This is a genomic window from Citrobacter sp. RHBSTW-01013 (genome assembly GCF_013781985.1).
GTDB lineage: Bacteria > Pseudomonadota > Gammaproteobacteria > Enterobacterales > Enterobacteriaceae > Citrobacter > Citrobacter braakii.
Genome location: NZ_CP056185.1, coordinates 4,146,777 through 4,164,742 on the forward strand (window position 1 = coordinate 4,146,777; position 17,966 = coordinate 4,164,742).

15 protein-coding genes and 1 pseudogene are annotated in these 17,966 nt (G+C 54.4%); 7 read left to right on the forward strand and 9 right to left on the reverse strand.

Annotated elements, in window-relative coordinates:
- Positions 1-87: 87 nt before the first annotated feature.
- From glnD to HV350_RS20010, 3 genes are all read left to right on the forward strand, one after another.
- A complete protein-coding gene (glnD, locus tag HV350_RS20000; RefSeq protein ID WP_181629201.1) occupies positions 88-2,760 on the forward strand; it encodes a bifunctional uridylyltransferase/uridylyl-removing protein GlnD in 2,673 nt (890 codons plus the stop codon).
- A gap of 31 nt (positions 2,761-2,791) precedes the next feature.
- A complete protein-coding gene (gene dapD, locus HV350_RS20005; RefSeq protein WP_003829186.1) occupies positions 2,792-3,616 on the forward strand; it encodes a 2,3,4,5-tetrahydropyridine-2,6-dicarboxylate N-succinyltransferase in 825 nt (274 codons plus the stop codon).
- A gap of 109 nt (positions 3,617-3,725) precedes the next feature.
- Positions 3,726-4,112: a DUF3461 family protein gene (locus tag HV350_RS20010; protein WP_003018562.1), complete on the forward strand. Its 387-nt coding sequence runs from the start codon at positions 3,726-3,728 to the stop codon at positions 4,110-4,112.
- 42 nt (positions 4,113-4,154) lie between these two features.
- Here HV350_RS20010 and cdaR read toward each other — a convergent pair whose 3' ends face one another.
- The 3 genes from cdaR to dgt all read right to left on the reverse strand — a co-directional run bounded on the left by cdaR (position 4,155) and on the right by dgt (position 8,541).
- Positions 4,155-5,312, reverse strand: coding sequence for a DNA-binding transcriptional regulator CdaR (gene cdaR / locus HV350_RS20015; protein ID WP_016151755.1), 1,158 nt, complete (start codon positions 5,310-5,312; stop codon positions 4,155-4,157).
- 148 nt (positions 5,313-5,460) lie between these two features.
- Positions 5,461-6,894, reverse strand: coding sequence for a serine endoprotease DegP (gene degP / locus HV350_RS20020; RefSeq protein WP_016151754.1), 1,434 nt, complete (start codon positions 6,892-6,894; stop codon positions 5,461-5,463).
- Positions 6,895-7,023: 129 nt separating this feature from the next.
- Positions 7,024-8,541, reverse strand: a complete 1,518-nt coding sequence (gene dgt, locus HV350_RS20025; protein ID WP_016155724.1) for a dGTPase — start codon at positions 8,539-8,541, stop codon at positions 7,024-7,026.
- Positions 8,542-8,624: 83 nt separating this feature from the next.
- Here dgt and mtnN point away from each other — a divergent pair, with 83 nt between their 5' ends.
- From mtnN to HV350_RS20040, 3 genes are read left to right on the forward strand one after another with little or no spacing between them, the layout of a single operon-like run.
- On the forward strand, positions 8,625-9,323 hold the full coding sequence (gene mtnN, locus HV350_RS20030) for a 5'-methylthioadenosine/S-adenosylhomocysteine nucleosidase (RefSeq protein ID WP_016151752.1): 699 nt from the start codon (positions 8,625-8,627) through the stop codon (positions 9,321-9,323).
- Complete coding sequence (btuF, locus tag HV350_RS20035; RefSeq protein ID WP_016155723.1) at positions 9,316-10,116, forward strand: vitamin B12 ABC transporter substrate-binding protein BtuF; 801 nt, start codon at positions 9,316-9,318, stop codon at positions 10,114-10,116. The genes mtnN and btuF overlap by 8 nt, the downstream gene beginning before the upstream one ends.
- A gap of 37 nt (positions 10,117-10,153) precedes the next feature.
- The gene (locus HV350_RS20040; RefSeq protein WP_006686772.1) at positions 10,154-10,777 is read left to right on the forward strand and encodes a TRIC cation channel family protein; all 624 of its coding nucleotides are present in this window, start codon (positions 10,154-10,156) and stop codon (positions 10,775-10,777) included.
- A gap of 119 nt (positions 10,778-10,896) precedes the next feature.
- On the opposite strand, the gene erpA is transcribed toward HV350_RS20040, so the two are convergent.
- The 3 genes and pseudogenes from erpA to clcA form a co-directional block, all read right to left on the reverse strand.
- Positions 10,897-11,241, reverse strand: coding sequence for an iron-sulfur cluster insertion protein ErpA (gene erpA, locus HV350_RS20045; protein ID WP_003018581.1), 345 nt, complete (start codon positions 11,239-11,241; stop codon positions 10,897-10,899).
- Positions 11,234-11,299 (reverse strand): annotated as a pseudogene (yadW, locus tag HV350_RS26545) (small protein YadW). Before yadW ends, erpA begins: the two are co-directional and overlap by 8 nt.
- Before the next feature lie 23 nt (positions 11,300-11,322).
- Entirely contained in the window at positions 11,323-12,744 is a 1,422-nt protein-coding gene (clcA, locus tag HV350_RS20050) for a H(+)/Cl(-) exchange transporter ClcA (protein ID WP_019078400.1), read from the reverse strand.
- A gap of 168 nt (positions 12,745-12,912) precedes the next feature.
- Between clcA and hemL the strand changes: the two genes are divergently transcribed.
- The gene (gene hemL, locus HV350_RS20055; protein ID WP_016151749.1) at positions 12,913-14,193 is read left to right on the forward strand and encodes a glutamate-1-semialdehyde 2,1-aminomutase; all 1,281 of its coding nucleotides are present in this window, start codon (positions 12,913-12,915) and stop codon (positions 14,191-14,193) included.
- Positions 14,194-14,293: 100 nt separating this feature from the next.
- Here the strand turns inward: hemL and fhuB are convergent, their stop codons facing one another.
- The 3 genes from fhuB to fhuC are packed head-to-tail and all read right to left on the reverse strand — an operon-like array spanning position 14,294 to position 17,960.
- On the reverse strand, positions 14,294-16,276 hold the full coding sequence (gene fhuB / locus HV350_RS20060) for a Fe(3+)-hydroxamate ABC transporter permease FhuB (protein ID WP_019078398.1): 1,983 nt from the start codon (positions 16,274-16,276) through the stop codon (positions 14,294-14,296).
- Positions 16,273-17,163: a Fe(3+)-hydroxamate ABC transporter substrate-binding protein FhuD gene (gene fhuD, locus HV350_RS20065; RefSeq protein ID WP_049042714.1), complete on the reverse strand. Its 891-nt coding sequence runs from the start codon at positions 17,161-17,163 to the stop codon at positions 16,273-16,275. Before fhuD ends, fhuB begins: the two co-directional genes overlap by 4 nt.
- Entirely contained in the window at positions 17,163-17,960 is a 798-nt protein-coding gene (gene fhuC / locus HV350_RS20070) for a Fe3+-hydroxamate ABC transporter ATP-binding protein FhuC (RefSeq protein WP_003845793.1), read from the reverse strand. The genes fhuD and fhuC overlap by 1 nt, the downstream gene beginning before the upstream one ends.
- Positions 17,961-17,966: the final 6 nt, after the last annotated feature.

The following is a 17,966-nucleotide window of genomic DNA, read 5'->3' on the forward strand; positions in this document are numbered from 1 at the left end:
ATCTTATCAGGCCTACAAATTGTACTACTTCGTAGGCCGGATAAGGCGTTCACGCCGTCATCCGGCTTTTTTAATGGGTGGCGCATAATGAATACTCTTCCTGAACAACACGCAAATACTGCCCTCCCCACCCTGCCAGGCCAACCGCAGAACCCCGGAACCTGGCCACAGAACGATCTCAACTGCCCCGGCATTAAAGCGCATATCGACACTTTCCAGCACTGGTTAGGTGACGCGTTTGACAGCGGAATTTCCGCAGAACAGCTGATTGAAGCCCGCACCGAGTTTATTGACCAGTTACTGCAACGTCTGTGGATTGAAGCCGGTTTCGGTCAAATTGCCGACCTGGCGCTGGTTGCCGTTGGCGGTTACGGGCGCGGCGAACTGCATCCGCTTTCCGATATTGACCTGCTGATCCTGAGTCGTAAAAAGCTACCAGACGCGCAGGCCGAAAAAGTTGGCGAACTGTTAACGCTGCTATGGGACGTGAGGCTCGAGGTTGGGCACAGCGTGCGCACGCTGGAAGAGTGTCTGCTGGAAGGATTGTCAGATTTAACCGTCGCCACCAACCTGATTGAAACACGCCTGCTGATTGGTGATGTGGCGCTGTTTCTTGAGCTACAAAAGCATATTTTTAGCGAAGGTTTCTGGCCATCCGATAAGTTTTACGCAGCCAAAGTTGAAGAACAGAATCAGCGCCACCAGCGCTATCACGGCACCAGCTACAACCTGGAGCCGGATATCAAAAGTAGCCCCGGCGGCCTGCGCGATATTCATACCCTGCAATGGGTGGCCCGCCGCCATTTTGGCGCCACCTCACTGGATGAAATGGTCGGTTTCGGCTTTTTGACGCAGGCAGAACGTGCCGAGCTGAATGAATGTTTGCATATCCTGTGGCGCATTCGCTTTGCCCTGCATCTGGTCGTTAGTCGTTACGACAACCGTCTGCTGTTTGATCGTCAGCTCAGCGTGGCGCAACGCCTGAACTACGGCGGTGAAGGCAACGAGCCTATCGAGCGGATGATGAAAGACTATTTCCGCGTCACACGACGGGTTAGCGAACTGAACCACATGCTGTTGCAACTGTTCGACGAGGCGATCCTCGCCCTGCCCGCCGATGAAAAACCACGTCCGATTGATGACGACTTTCAACTGCGCGGCACGTTGATTGATCTGCGCGACGACGACCTGTTTATTCGCAAACCCGAAGCAATATTGCGGATGTTTTACATCATGGTGCGTAATAGCGCGATCAGCGGAATTTACTCCACTACGCTGCGCCATTTACGTCATGCCCGCCGTCATTTAACGCAGCCGCTGTGCTACATCCCGGAGGCGCGTTCGCTGTTTCTCAGTATGTTGCGCCATCCGGGCGCGGTAAGTCGCGGCCTGCTGCCTATGCATCGCCACAGCGTGTTGTGGGCCTATATGCCGCAATGGTCGCATATTGTCGGCCAAATGCAGTTTGACCTGTTTCATGCCTATACGGTGGATGAACACACTATTCGCGTAATGCTCAAGCTGGAAAGTTTTGCTAACGAAGAGACCCGTCAGCGCCATCCGCTGTGCGTGGATCTGTGGCCGCGTCTGCGACAGCCGGAGCTGATTCTGATTGCCGCGCTGTTCCACGATATCGCCAAAGGTCGCGGCGGCGATCACTCGGTTCTCGGCGCCCAGGATGTGCTCAAATTCGCCGAACTGCACGGTCTGAACTCCCGCGAAACGCAACTGATCGTGTGGCTGGTGCGCCAGCATTTGCTGATGTCGGTTACCGCTCAACGCCGCGATATTCAGGATCCCGAAGTCATTAAGCAATTCGCCGAAGAGGTGCAAACGGAACATCGTCTGCGCTTTTTGGTGTGCCTGACCGTCGCAGATATTTGCGCCACCAACGAAACGCTGTGGAATAGCTGGAAGCAAAGCTTGCTGCGCGAGCTGTACTTCGCGACGGAAAAACAGTTACGGCGCGGGATGCAAAACACGCCGGATATGCGTGAGCGCGTACGCCATCATCAGCTTCAGGCGCTGGCGCTACTGCGCATGGACAACATTGATGAAGAAGCGCTACACCATATCTGGTCGCGCTGTCGCGCCAACTATTTCGTTCGTCACAGCCCAAATCAGTTGGCCTGGCATGCGCGTCATCTGCTGCAACACGATCTCAGCAAGCCGCTGATCCTGCTCAGCCCGCAGGCCACGCGAGGCGGGACGGAAATTTTCATCTGGAGCCCTGACCGCCCTTACCTGTTTGCTGCCGTCTGTGCCGAACTGGACAGGCGCAACCTTAGCGTCCACGATGCGCAGATTTTCACCACCCGCGATGGGATGGCGATGGATACGTTCATTGTGCTGGAACCAGACGGTAGCCCGCTGTCGTCAGACCGACACGAAGCGATCCGTTTTGGGCTGGAACAGGCGATCACCCAGCGTAGCTGGCAGCCGCCGCAACCGCGTCGCCAGCCGGCAAAATTACGTCACTTTACCGTCGATACCGAGGTCACTTTTCTGCCGACCCATACCGACCGAAAATCATTTCTTGAGCTTATCGCTCTCGACCAGCCAGGACTGCTGGCGCGGGTCGGGCAGATTTTTGCCGATCTGGGAATTTCGCTGCATGGCGCCCGAATTACAACTATTGGCGAGCGAGTAGAAGATTTATTCATAATCGCCACCGCCGACCGGCGCGCCCTTAATAATGAGCTGCAGCAGGAAGTGCATCAACGGTTGACAGAGGCCCTCAATCCAAACGATAAAGGGTAATGTTTTTATTTATTATGGAAAGAGTTTAACAATGCAGCAGTTACAGAACGTTATTGAGTCCGCTTTCGAGCGCCGTGCCGACATTACTCCGGCAAATGTAGATACCGTAACCCGCGAAGCGGTGAATCAGGTTATTTCTTTACTGGATTCCGGTGCACTGCGCGTCGCAGAAAAGATTGAGGGTCAGTGGGTCACGCATCAGTGGCTGAAAAAGGCGGTCCTGCTCTCTTTCCGTATTAACGATAATCAGGTTATCGAGGGTGCGGAAAGCCGTTACTTCGATAAAGTGCCGATGAAATTCGCCAACTACGACGAAGCGCGCTTCCAGAAAGAAGGTTTCCGCGTGGTTCCGCCTGCGGCAGTGCGTCAGGGCGCGTTTATCGCCCGTAACACCGTGCTGATGCCGTCTTACGTGAACATCGGCGCTTATGTTGATGAAGGTACGATGGTTGATACCTGGGCGACAGTGGGTTCCTGTGCGCAAATCGGTAAGAATGTACACCTGTCCGGTGGCGTTGGTATTGGTGGCGTACTGGAACCGTTGCAGGCTAACCCGACCATCATCGAAGACAACTGCTTCATCGGCGCGCGCTCTGAAGTGGTTGAAGGCGTGATCGTCGAAGAAGGCTCCGTCATCTCTATGGGTGTGTATATCGGCCAGAGCACCCGTATTTACGATCGCGAAACCGGCGAAGTGCATTACGGCCGCGTTCCGGCGGGCTCCGTGGTCGTTTCCGGCAACCTGCCGTCGAAAGATGGCAAATACAGCCTGTACTGCGCGGTGATTGTGAAGAAAGTCGATGCCAAAACGCGTGGCAAAGTGGGAATCAACGAACTGTTACGCACCATCGACTAACAGCGATTTGAAAAAGCGGGCTTAGCCCGCTTTTTTTACATCTGCGAGTGGCATAAACAAGGCTTTTCGTTAATTATTCAATGGTTATAGTGAGCTTAAGGGTACCGCTATGTATGACAATCTGAAAAGTCTGGGCATTACTAATCCTGAAGAGATCGATCGTTACAGCCTGCGGCAAGAAGCCAACAACGATATCCTGAAAATCTATTTCCAGAAGGATAAAGGCGAGTTTTTTGCCAAGAGCGTGAAGTTCAAATATCCCCGTCAGCGTAAAACGGTTGTCGCCGATGGCGTCGGTCAGGGTTACAAAGAAGTGCAGGAGATCAGTCCCAACCTGCGCTACGTGATCGACGAACTGGATCAGATCTGCCAGCGAGATCGCAGCGAAGTCGATCTTAAACGCAAGATCCTCGATGATTTACGTCACCTGGAAAGCGTCGTGACCAACAAGATCAGCGAGATTGAAGCCGATCTGGAAAAACTGACGCGCAAATAAGTCGATTGTTGCCTGATAGCGCTACGCTTATCAGGCAATTAATCAATGCTGCTCATCCAGCTGCAACGCCACATACAGCAGCAGTCGATCGTCAAAATTCCCCAGATCCAGCCCGGTCAGCTCTGAAATACGGTTCAGGCGATACTCAAGCGTATTGCGGTGAATAAACAATGCTTTTGAGGTCGCCAGCGGCTGAACGTTATGTCGAAACCATGCCGATAATGTTCGACGCAGCAAACCGTTGTTATCCATCGCTTTCAGCCTTACCAGCGGGCGCGCCAGCTCATTGGCCTGCCAGCCGCCGCGCAGGCTGTCCAGCAGCACCGGCAGCATCAAGTCCTGATAGAAATAGCTCCGGCTTTCCGGCATCCGCTGCTTGCCGACCATCATGGTGGTGCGCGCCGTACGATACGAACGGGCAATGCTGCCGGGCCCGGTAAAATAGTTGCCCAGCGACACGCGAAAACGCAGTTGTCCATTCTCTTTCATGCGGGCAATCAGTTGCTCAACGCGCTTGCGATGATCTTCAGCGTCCCAGCGGCCAAACTGATTGAGCGCTGGTTTCAGCACCACCATCTCGGTCAGAGAAACAATCGCAATCAGATTATTACGTTCGGGTGTAGTCAACGCGTTCTGCAATTGCTGTAGCTCCGCCATCGCACTATCAACGCCAAGCTGACCGCTGTCGACCTCCACTACCGCCACCACGCGCGGCTGGTTCAAATCAATGCCCAATCGCTGTGCCCATTCCATCAGCGCCGGGGTATTCTCTTCAGCCTGAATCAGGTTCATCACCAGCTCTTCACGCAGACGGCTATCCTGCGCTAACAGATGCATCAGACGCGACTGTTCCAGCATCATTTCGGCGGTCATGCACACCAGTTCGCCATACTTGCGCAGATGTTCCGGCTCGCCGGTAAGACCGATAACGCCAACGATTTCGCCTTCCAGACGCAGCGGTAGGTTTATCCCCTGACGCACTCCATGTAAATGCCGGGCTACCGCATCATCAATATCGACCACCCGACCTTGCGAAAGCACCAGCAGCGCGCCTTCGTGCAATTCACCAATTCGTTCGCGATCGCCGCTGCCAATGATCCGCCCGCGGGCATCCATTACGTTGATATTGGTATCAATGATGCGCATGGTTCGCGCTACGATATCCTGCGCCATTTTGGTATCAAGATGCCAGCCAGCCATAAACCCCTCCTGTGAGCAGAGCTCAAGCATAGGGAAGATAATAAGCGGCGGCATTGTGCAACTGCACAAAGCGAGAGGGAGAAGTATGGAGTTGTGGGAAGTATCACAAAAAGAAACCCCTTCCTGTGCAGGAAGGGGTTTAGGGAGATTACTGCATCAACAGATAGATGGAGCTGTCACCACGCTGAATGTTCAGCGCCAGTACAGCCGGTTTGCTGTCGAGGATTTTGCGCAGTTCGGCGATATTTTTCACCGGCTGCTGGTTCGCACCGATAATCACATCCCCTTTCTTCAGGCCAATCCGTGCAGCCGGAGAATTCGCTTTCACCTCGCTGACCACGACCCCTTTGTCCTGGCCTTTGTTGCTCATATCAGCCCCTTCAATGCCTTTGAAGATAGAGCTGGAATCAACCTGAGTCTGGCTGCTCTGCTGCAGTTCCAGATTCACAGTGACCGGCTTACCGTCACGCAACAGGCCAAGGTTAATTTTGCTGCCTACCGGCATCGTACCCACCTGCGCACGCAGGGCGGCGAAGCTGCTGATCGGTTTACCGTTCAGGGAGGTAATCACATCCCCGGCTTTAATACCTGCTTTCGCTGCGGAAGAGTTCGGCATCACCTGGCTGACAAATGCGCCACGCTGAGCATCAACTTTCATCGCTTTCGCCAGCTCAGAGCTCAGCTCGGTACCCATAATACCCAGCTCACCGCGTTTAACCTGACCAAACTCAACCATCTGTGACGTCAGGTTTTTCACCATGTTGCTCGGGATTGCAAAGCCGATACCGATGTTACCGCCGTCCGGCGCAAGGATCGCGGTGTTAATACCGATCAGCTCACCGTTCAGGTTAACCAGTGCGCCACCGGAGTTACCCCGGTTGATCGCGGCATCCGTCTGAATAAAGTTTTCGTAGTTTTCCGCGTTCAGGCCGCTACGGCCCAGCGCAGAAACAATACCGGAGGTCACGGTCTCACCGAGGCCAAACGGGTTACCAATTGCTACAGTGTAATCACCCACACGCAGCGCGTCGGAATCTGCCAGCTTAATCGCCGTCAGGTTTTTCGGATCCTGAATTTGGATCAGCGCGATATCGGAGCGCGGATCTTTACCCACAATCTTCGCATCAAATTTACGGCCATCGCTCAACTGAACCTTAATCACCGTGGCGTTATCCACCACGTGGTTGTTGGTCACGACATACCCTTTCGCAGCATCAATAATTACGCCGGAACCCAGCGCCATAAATTTCTGCTGCTGGCCGCCGCCGTTGTCAGCGCCCGGCGCGCCGCCCTGGCAGAACGGTGAACTCTGGAACGGTGAACCGTCCTGGCAGAATGGTGAATTATCACCGAAGAACTGCTGGAAATTACGCGGCATACGCGGCGTATTTACCGTCGTGCTCCCCTCGACGTTAATGCTTACCACCGATGGCATCACTTTTTCGAGCATCGGGGCCAGGCTTGGCATCTGTTGGGCGGTCATTGCTGAAGACGACGTCTCAGCCGCTGTGGCAGACAGGGGGGACAACGCCAAACCTAAACTCAGAGCCAGTGCACTCATTGCTAATGTGGTTTTTTTCATGTGTTTCGTTCTCGATTAACAGATAACGCAAAATTGCTGTATACGTCAGAGTCGTTTTATAGCGCTAAGTTCCAGAATTGAGTTTAAGGAAAAAGTAAAATTTTATTGGCCGTCTTTACAAATGAGTATTTATTGTTCTACGGCCATCAAGCGACGATATTCATCCCAGGCATACAGATCGGTCATCCCGCTGATATAATCCTGAATCAGCCGGCAGCGATAATAATATTCCATTACCGAAAACTCAGCGCAACCCGTTGATATTTTACTAACCGCCTCGACATAAGCAAGACGATGGCGAGTAGACAACTTCTGAAATAATCGTGATTCGATAGGAAAACGTTTAACTCTTTCATTGTCGACCAGCTCAGTAAAATCTGACTGGGACATTTTTAATAAAGGCTGATAGATCTCCAGCAACCCGCTGATCACCCGATACCCCTGCAATTCCAACTGCTCAACGTCCGGATGACTAAATACGTGTTTTACCGCCACATTTTTATAGACACCCAGCAACTGACTAAAGCTACTGGCATCTTCTAACAGGGCGTGATTAAAGCTGCCGTCAAAAACCTGCGGTAAATTATCAATAAACCGCTGGGCTGCATACGGCACCAGTTTATTCAGCGTATTGACGCGTAAATACATAAAGAACTGATCTTCCGTGCTCCGGCTTAATGTATTTGAACGTGATTTCTCCCAAGCATTCTCAACAACCTGGCTAAATAGAGAACCTTTTTCGTGATGCCCCCACGCCTCATGCAGATGGTGATAAAGTTGCTCGACGCTAAAGATTCTTTTCTCAACGGCATCTTCCAGGTCGGCCACGCAATAAGAGATATCATCGGCAGCTTCCATTATCCAGGTTAATGGAAAGCGACTGTAGGGCGCTAATGATAATTCTTTACGTAACCGTTCAATATACGGTTCTTCAGAAAGGTAATAGCCCGGTTTCTTCATTAAATAGTCATGCGTCGTAGGCGTACTTCCACGCCACCACGCCGGACGGGTATATTTTAAAATACCGCCAACCTGAGCCCAGGTAAGATTCATACGCATCAAAGTATGCACCAGACGAATCCCCTGGGCATTACCTTCAAAATGGCACAGGTCCTGACGCACCTTACGGCGAATATCATTCAGCGACTCTTCGCCTTCGCGCAAACGTAACGCCGCCACCAGGCAGCGGTCATCGCTGAGGGGCTGACTTTCCGCGTCGGCGGGATACAGCCGCTGGCGGAACCAGTCATTAATCGCCGCTTCACCAAAATGACCAAACGGCGGATTGCCAATGTCATGCATCAGGCACGACATTTCGACAATACTCTCAAACGGTCCCGTCAGTTCATCCAGACCATACTGCTCCAGCAGTTTTAGTTCTTTCAGTCGGCTGAGGATCTCTTTAGCGATATAGCGCCCAACTTGCTGAACTTCCATCGAGTGCGTCAGGCGCGTGCGCACCGCCGCGTTACGCTCCAGCGGAAAAACCTGGGTTTTTTGTTGCAGTCGGCGAATAGCCGGAGAATTGATAATACGTCCACGATCGCTTTCGAAAATACGCAGGATCTCATGCTCCGTCTTCACGCCCTGCGGCGAACGGTAACGACGATGCCAGTTTATTTTTTTTCGGAAATCGATCTGTACCATATCCTCTCCCGCCTGAGAAATGCGCTACCCCTTAAGCGCATGATAGACTATGCCCTCAAATCTGGCTTATCGCGAGTAAATCTATGAAAATCGGCATCATTGGTGCAATGGAAGAAGAAGTTACGCTGCTGCGTGACAAAATCGAAAACCGTCAGACCCTCTCTCTCGGCGGTTGTGAAATTTACACCGGCCAACTGAACGGTACAGAGGTTGCGCTACTGAAATCAGGTATCGGTAAAGTGGCGGCGGCGCTGGGCGCTACGCTGCTGCTTGAACGCTGCAAGCCGGATGCCATCATTAACACTGGTTCCGCGGGCGGCCTGGCCTCTACGCTGAAAGTCGGCGATATTGTGGTTTCTGACGAAGCGCGCTATCACGATGCCGACGTCACCGCCTTTGGCTATGAATTTGGTCAGTTACCGGGCTGCCCGGCTGGTTTTAAAGCCGATCCTGCGCTGATTGCTGCAGCAGAATCCTGCATTGCACAACTCAATTTGAACGCCGTTCGCGGACTTATCGTCAGCGGCGATGCCTTCATTAATGGCTCCGTGGGTCTGGCTAAAATTAAGCATAACTTCCCGCAGGCCATTGCCGTTGAGATGGAAGCGACCGCGATTGCGCACGTTTGCCATAACTTCAATGTGCCGTTTGTCGTGGTTCGCGCCATCTCTGACGTCGCCGATCAGCAGTCCCATCTCAGCTTTGACGAGTTCCTGGTTGTTGCCGCGAAACAGTCAAGCCTGATGGTTGAAACGCTGGTACAGAAACTGGCGCATGGCTAAATTACTCTCCAGGGCGCTGGTCGCCCTGCTATTCACTCTTCCGGCGTTCCTGTACGCCGCACCGCGTGTTGTGACGCTTTCTCCTGCCAATACCGAACTCGCCTTTGCCGCCGGCATTACACCCGTAGGCGTCAGTAGCTACTCAAACTACCCGCCAGCGGCCAAAAATATCGAGGAGGTTTCCACCTGGCAAGGTATGAACCTTGAACGCATTGTGGCGCTTAAACCGGATTTAGTCGTCGCCTGGCGCGGGGGAAATGCTGAGCGGCAGGTGAATCAGCTGACCGCCCTGGGAATTAAGGTCATCTGGGTGGACGCCGTAACCATCGAGCAGGTCGCCGATGCGCTCCGCCAGCTGGCAGCGTGGAGCCCAAAACCTGAGCAGGCAAAACAGGCGGCGCAAACCATGCTTGATGACTATGCTTTACTAAAATCTCGGTATGCCAACAAACCGAAAAAACGCGTGTTTCTCCAGTTTGGCGCAAATCCTCTGTTTACCAGTGGAAAAGGCTCCATTCAGCACGAAGTTCTTGAGGTATGCGGTGGAGAAAACATCTTTGCCGGCAGTCGGGTCCCCTGGCCACAGGTTAGCCGTGAGCAGGTCCTGGCACGAGCGCCCCAGGCTATTGTTGCAACCGGAGGGCCAGGCGAAACTCTGAAAATTGAACAATACTGGGGAAACCAGCTAAAAATACCCATTATTACACTTAATAGTGACTGGTTCGAACGCGCGAGCCCGCGTATTATCCTCGCCGCAAAACAACTCTGTAATGCGCTTTCACAGATAAATTAGCGCCTGCCCCCACCAGGTCTGTTGTGAGGATTTAAGAATGCTCGTCTATTGGCTGGATATTGTCGGCACCGCGGTATTTGCTATCTCTGGCGTCTTACTGGCCGGAAAATTGCGAATGGACCCGTTTGGCGTCCTGGTCCTCGGGGTGGTTACCGCCGTTGGCGGCGGAACGATCCGCGATATGGCGCTGGATCATGGGCCGGTATTTTGGGTTAAGGATCCCACCGATCTGGTGGTGGCAATGATCACCAGCATGCTGACAATCCTGCTGGTACGTCAGCCACGACGTTTACCGAAGTGGATCCTTCCAGTGCTGGATGCCGTTGGCCTGGCTGTGTTCGTGGGGATTGGCGTCAATAAAGCATTTCTCGCAGGGACGGGCCCCCTGGTGGCGATTTGTATGGGGGTGATTACCGGCGTCGGCGGCGGGATCATTCGCGACGTGTTAGCTCGTGAAGTCCCGATGATTCTGCGCACCGAAATCTACGCCACGGCATGTATTATCGGCGGGATCGTGCATGCGACAGCTTTTTATACCTTTAATGTATCGCTGGAAAACGCCAGTATGATGGGGATGATCGTCACCCTGCTGATTAGGCTTGCCGCCATTCGCTGGCATTTGAAATTGCCGACGTTTGCTCTGGATGATAACGGGCGTTGATGTGATGATGCAGAACATGTAGGCCGGATAAGGCGTTTACGCCGCCAACCGGCACATTGCCCGGTGGCGCTACGCTTACCGGGCCTACACCATCAGACCATCGGTATTACAGGCAGCAATCAGATGCTGAAAGAAGAACCACACCCGCAGGTGCTTTTCGCATTGGGGTTAGTCACAACGAAGCGGGAACCTTCCAGACCTTCGGTATAGTCAACCGCGCCGCCCACCAGATATTGCAGGCTCATAGGATCAACCACCAGACCCACACCTTGTTTCTCAATGGTCATATCACCATCGTTCACCTGATCATCAAAGGTGAAACCGTACTGGAAACCGCTGCAACCACCGCCGGTGATATACACGCGTAATTTCAGATTCGGGTTATCTTCGTCAGCGATCAGGCTTTTTACTTTATTGGCTGCTGCTTCAGTAAATTGCAGTGGCAGCGCTACGTCATCACTCATATTTTGCTCCAAACGACATTGGCAATTGGGCAAATTATAACCCAATGGTTAAGGCCATTATCTAATACCCTGGTATTTCGTTCAAGTATTCTCGCCAGCGGCGGTACTCTGGCTTTTTGCTGCCTGCTCCGCTTCCTGTTTTGCCAGCGTGCGGGCAAGGATAGTCGAGTATAGCGGCTTTCCACCCATAAATTGGGCTAATAGTGTTGCGCCAAGACAGGTAATAATCATTGGCAAAATGAGCTGATAGTTATCGGTCATCTCCAGCACCAGTACAATACCGGTTAGCGGTGCACGTACCGAAGCCGCCAGCAAAGCTCCCATTCCGGCAATGGCAAAGGTTCCGGCCTCCAGATGATACTGTGGAAAAGAGGCCGCCGCGGCCATACCGAACGCAGTGCCAAGTAATGTGCCCAACGCCAGCATCGGGGCAAAAATCCCACCGGGCGCGCCGGACGAGAAGCACAGCAGCGTGGTGATCACCCGGGTAATAAATATAAACAGCAGTAAACCGACGCTAAAATTACCCGCCGCGGCGATAGGAATCAGGTTAAACCCGCCGCCTGCCGCTTCCGGTTTAATTAATCCCAGGATCCCGCACAGGCCACCAATCGCGCCACCCATCAGCACCCATTTTTTAATTTCACCGCCGTGGAAGCGCTGGAACATATCCTGGGTACGCAACACCATGGTGTTGAACAACGGCCCGACACAGCCAAAAATAAGCCCCAGCACAAGATACAGCCACAGCGTATTTACCGGCGCATTAGACAGCTTCCCGACTTCAATAATCGGTGCTTCACCGTTGAACACACGAAACACGATGCTCGACATAATAACGCCGGTAAACACGGCTTTGATCGAGACGAGGTTATAGCGAAACTGCGGGCGCATCTCTTCAATAATGAACAGGATCCCCGCCAGAGGCGCATTAAACGCCGCCGACAAACCCGCAGCCGCACCGGTGGCCAGCAGGGTATGTCGCGCTTCAGCGCTGCGCATGCGGAAAATATCCAGCACCATGCGCCCAATGTTACCGCCTATCTGTACGGTCGGCCCTTCTCGCCCGAGCACCATACCGGCTCCCAGCGTGCCCATGCCGCCAATAAATTTTACCGGCAGAACGCGCCACCAGCGCACAGGTCGTAGCTCTTCCAGCGCGCCTTCAATCTCAGGGATCCCCGAGCCTCCCGCTTCCGGCGCAAATTTACGAACCAGAAAATAGCCGACCATCGCCAGCAATGCAGAGAGAATAAACGCCAGCGGCCACAGCAGAATGGCATGGTCCGCAACCTGGGCCAGGGCGCCAATGCGCTGATTTTGCACCCAGGTCACCGCTTTCTCAAATGCCACGCCAACAAGCCCCGTCACGGTACCGACAACGGCGGCCATCAAAAGGATCGCCAGCGGCGTTTTGTCGCGTTCCAGGAGTCGACGGATTTGATCCCTGCGGCGTAAACGCACAATTTGTTGTGCTTCAAAAGAGGGAGAGTCAGTCTTCATCAGATGATCATTAATTGGTAATACAAATACGGAATCGGCATTCTACTCGCACATTTCACGAAAATCCCCTGCAAATCGCATTGTTTCAAATGCGTAAAACTTTCATAACCTTCTCTGAATAACTAGAATAGCGGGCATTTACTTTTTCTACGAACCAGGACCCCATCCATGAGTAAGTCTGAAAATCTCTACAGCGCAGCACGCGAACTTATCCCTGGCGGCGTTAACTCCCCCGTTCGCGCCTTTACTGGCGTGGGTGGTACTCCGCTGTTTATCGAAAAAGCGGACGGCGCGTATCTGTACGATGTCGATGGTAAAGCCTATGTCGATTACGTCGGTTCCTGGGGACCGATGGTACTGGGCCATAACCACCCGGCAATTCGCAATGCGGTGATTGAAGCCGCAGAACGCGGTTTAAGCTTCGGCGCGCCGACCGAGATGGAAGTGAAAATGGCGGAGCTGGTCACTGAACTTGTGCCGACCATGGATATGGTGCGTATGGTGAACTCCGGTACGGAAGCGACGATGAGCGCAATCCGTCTGGCGCGCGGTTTCACCGGTCGCGATAAGATCATCAAATTTGAAGGTTGCTATCACGGTCATGCCGACTGCCTGCTGGTTAAAGCTGGTTCCGGCGCGTTAACGCTGGGTCAGCCAAACTCCCCGGGCGTTCCGGCCGATTTCGCGAAACACACCCTGACCTGCACCTACAACGATCTCTCTTCAGTTCGTGCGGCATTTGAACAGTATCCGCAGGAGATCGCCTGCATTATCGTTGAGCCGGTTGCGGGCAACATGAACTGCATCCCGCCGCTGCCGGAATTCCTGCCGGGCCTGCGTGCCCTGTGTGATGAGTTTGGCGCGCTGTTGATCATCGATGAAGTCATGACCGGTTTCCGCGTGGCGCTGGCCGGTGCGCAGGATTATTACGGCGTCGTTCCGGATCTGACCTGCCTTGGCAAAATCATCGGTGGCGGGATGCCCGTTGGCGCATTCGGCGGTCGCCGTGATGTGATGGACGCGCTGGCGCCAACCGGTCCGGTTTATCAGGCGGGTACGCTTTCAGGTAACCCGATTGCGATGGCGGCAGGCTTTGCTTGTCTGAACGAAGTGGCCCAGCCGGGTATTCATGAAACGCTAAATGAACTGACGACGCGTCTGGCGGAAGGTCTGCTGGAAGCCGCCGCAGAAACAAATATTCCGCTGGTGGTTAACCATGTGGGCGGGATGTTCGGGATTTTCTTCACCGATGCAGAAACCGTGACCTGCTATCAGGATGTGATGGCATGCGACGTTGAACGCTTCAAGCGTTTCTTCCACATGATGCTGGATGAAGGGATTTACCTGGCGCCGTCCGCCTTCGAAGCGGGCTTTATGTCCGTCGCGCACAGTGAAGACGATATCAATAACACCATCGACGCCGCGCGCCGGGTGTTTGCGAAATTGTAAAAGATAACGCCCAGAAATAACGTAGGCCGGGTAAGGCGAAGCCGCCACCCGGCTTTTTTATTGCCGGATGGCGGCTTCGCCTAAATGGAAGAGATTAACCTCAGCGACTCTGCTTACGTAGCAGATAGATAAAGTACGGCGCGCCAATAAATGTCGACAGTAATCCTGCCGGGATCTGATACGGAAACAGCACCATCCTGCCGCACCAGTCAGCAAAGACCAGCAGCACACCTCCCGCCAGCGCCGAAATCAGCATATGCGGCATCGCGCGACGAAAACCCATCATTCGGGCAATATGCGGAGCCATCAGTCCGACAAAACTCAACGGTCCAATGGTCATGGTTGCTGTCGCCGTTAGCCCCGCAGCCAACAGCAGTAACCCCACGCGTGACGGCGTGATCGCCATACCCACCGCACGCGCCGTATCGCCGCCGAGCGGTAAAATCGTCAGCCAACGACGGCACAGCGGCGTCAGCGCCAGCAGGATAACCATCACAATCCCGGTGCGCAGTACCTGTTCGCCCGTCGCGTTATAGGTTGAGCCGGAGATCCAGGTCAGCACGCCCGCCATACGCGGATCGCCGCTGGCCTGCAGCATCATCAACAACATAGTAAACGCCGTACTGAGCGCCATCCCTGCCAGCAGCATACGGTGCGGCGAAAAACCACCGCGCCCGGCGGCAATCATAATGATAAGCAAGGTGACCGCAGCCCCGAGGCTCCCTGCGGGCAGAAGCCAGCCAAAGGCATTTCCGGGGACCAGAAACAGCATTAACACCACGCCAAATGCCGCGCCGGAGCTAATGCCCAGAACTTCCGGGCTAGCCATTGGGTTTCCGGTCAGACGCTGAATAATACAGCCCGCTACCGCCAGCATAACCCCGGCAATCAACGCCGCCAGAATACGTGGCCAGCGCCAGGGCATCAGTTCATCCAGCATCGCGCCGCTGGCCCATGTCCAGCCGTGCGCATCGCGGCCAAACGACAGCGCCACCACCAGAGTCAGCAGCAAAACCACCCCGCCCGCCAGCGCAAACATCAGTACATTCTGACGCTCCGCGGCGATACGGTTGCTGGCATTCATATCCGGTGCGCTCATACTTCTAAGGCGCGGCAACAGCCACAGCAGCAATGGCGCACCAATCAGCGCCGTCACCGAACCGGTGGAGACTTCCATCCATACGCGGGTCAGCCACAGAATGATTTGGTCAGAGAGCCAGAGGATCAACGCACCAATCAGCGGGGCCAGCATCAGACGCGCCAACAGACGCCGCGCGCCGAGCATTTTCGCCAGCAGCGGTGCAAACAGGCCAATAAAGCCGATAATCCCAACCGCGTTAACCAGCAAGGCGCTGATGACAATCGCCAGCGATAAGGCCGCCAGGCGCGCCAGCGACAACGCCAGACCGAGGTTACGCGCCACGCCGTCATCCAGTCCCATCAGCGTCATTGGACGCAACAGCAGCAGAGTCAGCATCACGCCGCCCAGCAGTTGCGGCCACAGTCGCTGTACGCCGCTCCAGTCGGTTTGGGTTAGCGTGCCGCTGCTCCATAAAAACATGCTTTGCAGTTGATCGTGATGGAAGATAACCATCAACTGGTTAATCGCCCCGCAGTACAGGCTGACCACCAGTCCGGCGAGGATTAACGTCACCGGAGAAAGACGTTTGCCCCAGGCGACGCCAAACACCAGCGCCCCAACGACACAAGCACCTGCCAACGCAGCAAATTGCGTGGTGAGCGCACCGGGAATAGCCCACAGCGTCGTGACGGTAATGCCCAACTGCGCACCGGTCGCAACACCTAGCGTGGTTGGCTCCGCCAGTGGGTTACGCAGCACCTGCTGAAACAATACGCCGACCAGTCCCAGCCCGGCACCGACCAACAGCGAAATAGCCAGCCTCGGCAGCAGGCTGTAGTGGAAAACCATCTGTTTAATGGCATCGATATCCGGTGACCAGATAGCCTGTTGCCACTGGTTGCGCGGTAGCGCAACGGAGAAGTTAACCCATGTGAGCCAACAGGCGGCAACAAACAGAACCGTCAGCAGGAGAATGGGGAACAGCGCGATACGTTTACTCACGCTTTGCCTCCCAGCGCATTATCCAGAATGCGGGCAAAATGCATGGCTGATAGCGTTGCGCCATAGAACCAGACGGCCGGCACGCGCTGAAAACGTCCGCTGCGAACAAAGGGCATCGCCTGCCACAACGGCGTAGACATCAGTGCAGCCATCTCTTTATCGTTGCCGTGATCAAAGCACAATACATCGACATCCTGAAAAGCAGCCAGACGGTCAATACTCACGGCAGTGCTGCCCCAAAAGTTTGTCTCTCCCTGCCAGGCGTTGGGGATCCCATATTCGTCCAGCACGTCCTGAAACAGGCTGTTTGGGCCAAACACCAGCATATGCCGCGAATCAAGCAGAGAGGTGAGAAGCACAGGGCGCGCACCGCGTTGAATGAAGCGCGGCTTCAGGCTGGCAATAAAACGATCATACTCAGTCAGATGGCGTTCAGCAGAGTCCTGCAGATTGAACAATTGCGCCATTTCCTGCAGCGATTGTCGCGCAACGACCAGAGGTTTTTTACCGTCGCTGAAGTTAAATCCCCGACCAGGTGCAATACGCGCCAGCTTTTCCGGGGAAGGACCATAGCCTGCCGACCAGAGCAGAAACGAGGGTTTCATTTCGGTCAGCAGTTCGAGATTGGGTTCCGTGCGTAGCCCGACATCAATCACCGAGTCCGGTAGAGGTGGCTCACTGACCCACAGCTTGTAGTTAGGGATATCCGCAATGCCATACGGCGTAATACCCAGCGCCAGCAACAGCTCTACCGGCAGCCATTCCAGCGCCACAATACGCTGCGGATCAATCGCCGCGGCGGACGCCGTATTCATCCGCCACAGCAGCGGCGAGAGCGCCATCGCCGTAAGCAGACGCCGACGGGTAATATGATGTAATTCAATCATTAATAGACAAAACTCACGGGTGCGGCACCGGCCGGATGCGGCAAAATGCCCATCGGGATACCGTAAATCTGTTCCAGAGTTTCACTGCGCATCAGTTCAGCAGGCGTTCCTTGCGCAATCATTTCACCACCGCGCAGCGCAACTAAGTAATCGCAGTAGCGGGCCGCCATGTTGATATCATGCAGCACCGCAATCACCGTTAGCCCACGCTGCTGGCTTAAGCGATGCACCAGCGCCAGCACGTCAACCTGATGAGCGATATCCAGCGCGGAAGTCGGCTCATCAAGCAGCAGACAGCGGCTGTCCTGCGCCACCAGCATGGCAATCCACGCACGCTGGCGTTCTCCGCCGGACAGGCTATCCACCAGGCGGTGCGCCAGCGGTTTTAAGCCGACCAACGAAATAGCTTCTTCTACTTTCTCTCTGTCGGCAACGCCAAAACGTCCCAGCGCCCCGTGCCACGGATAGCGGCCAATCGCCACCAGTTCACGCACCGTCATCCCTTCGGCCTGCGGCAACTGCTGCGGCAGATAGGCGACCTTGCGGGCAAACGCTTTACTGCTCCAGTTCTCCAGCGGCTGTTCGTCGAGCAGGATTTCACCTTCCGACGGCGGCTGATGACGTCCCAGCATTTTCAATAACGTCGATTTTCCGGACCCGTTGTGACCGATAAGGCCGGTCACTTTCCCCACCGGAAAAGTTAATGAGAGAGGATGCAAAAGCGTGCGGCCAGGCACACGAAAGGAGACATTACGCAACGCGAAAGTGGTGTCGGGATGGGATCTGTTTTCCTGCATAGCAGC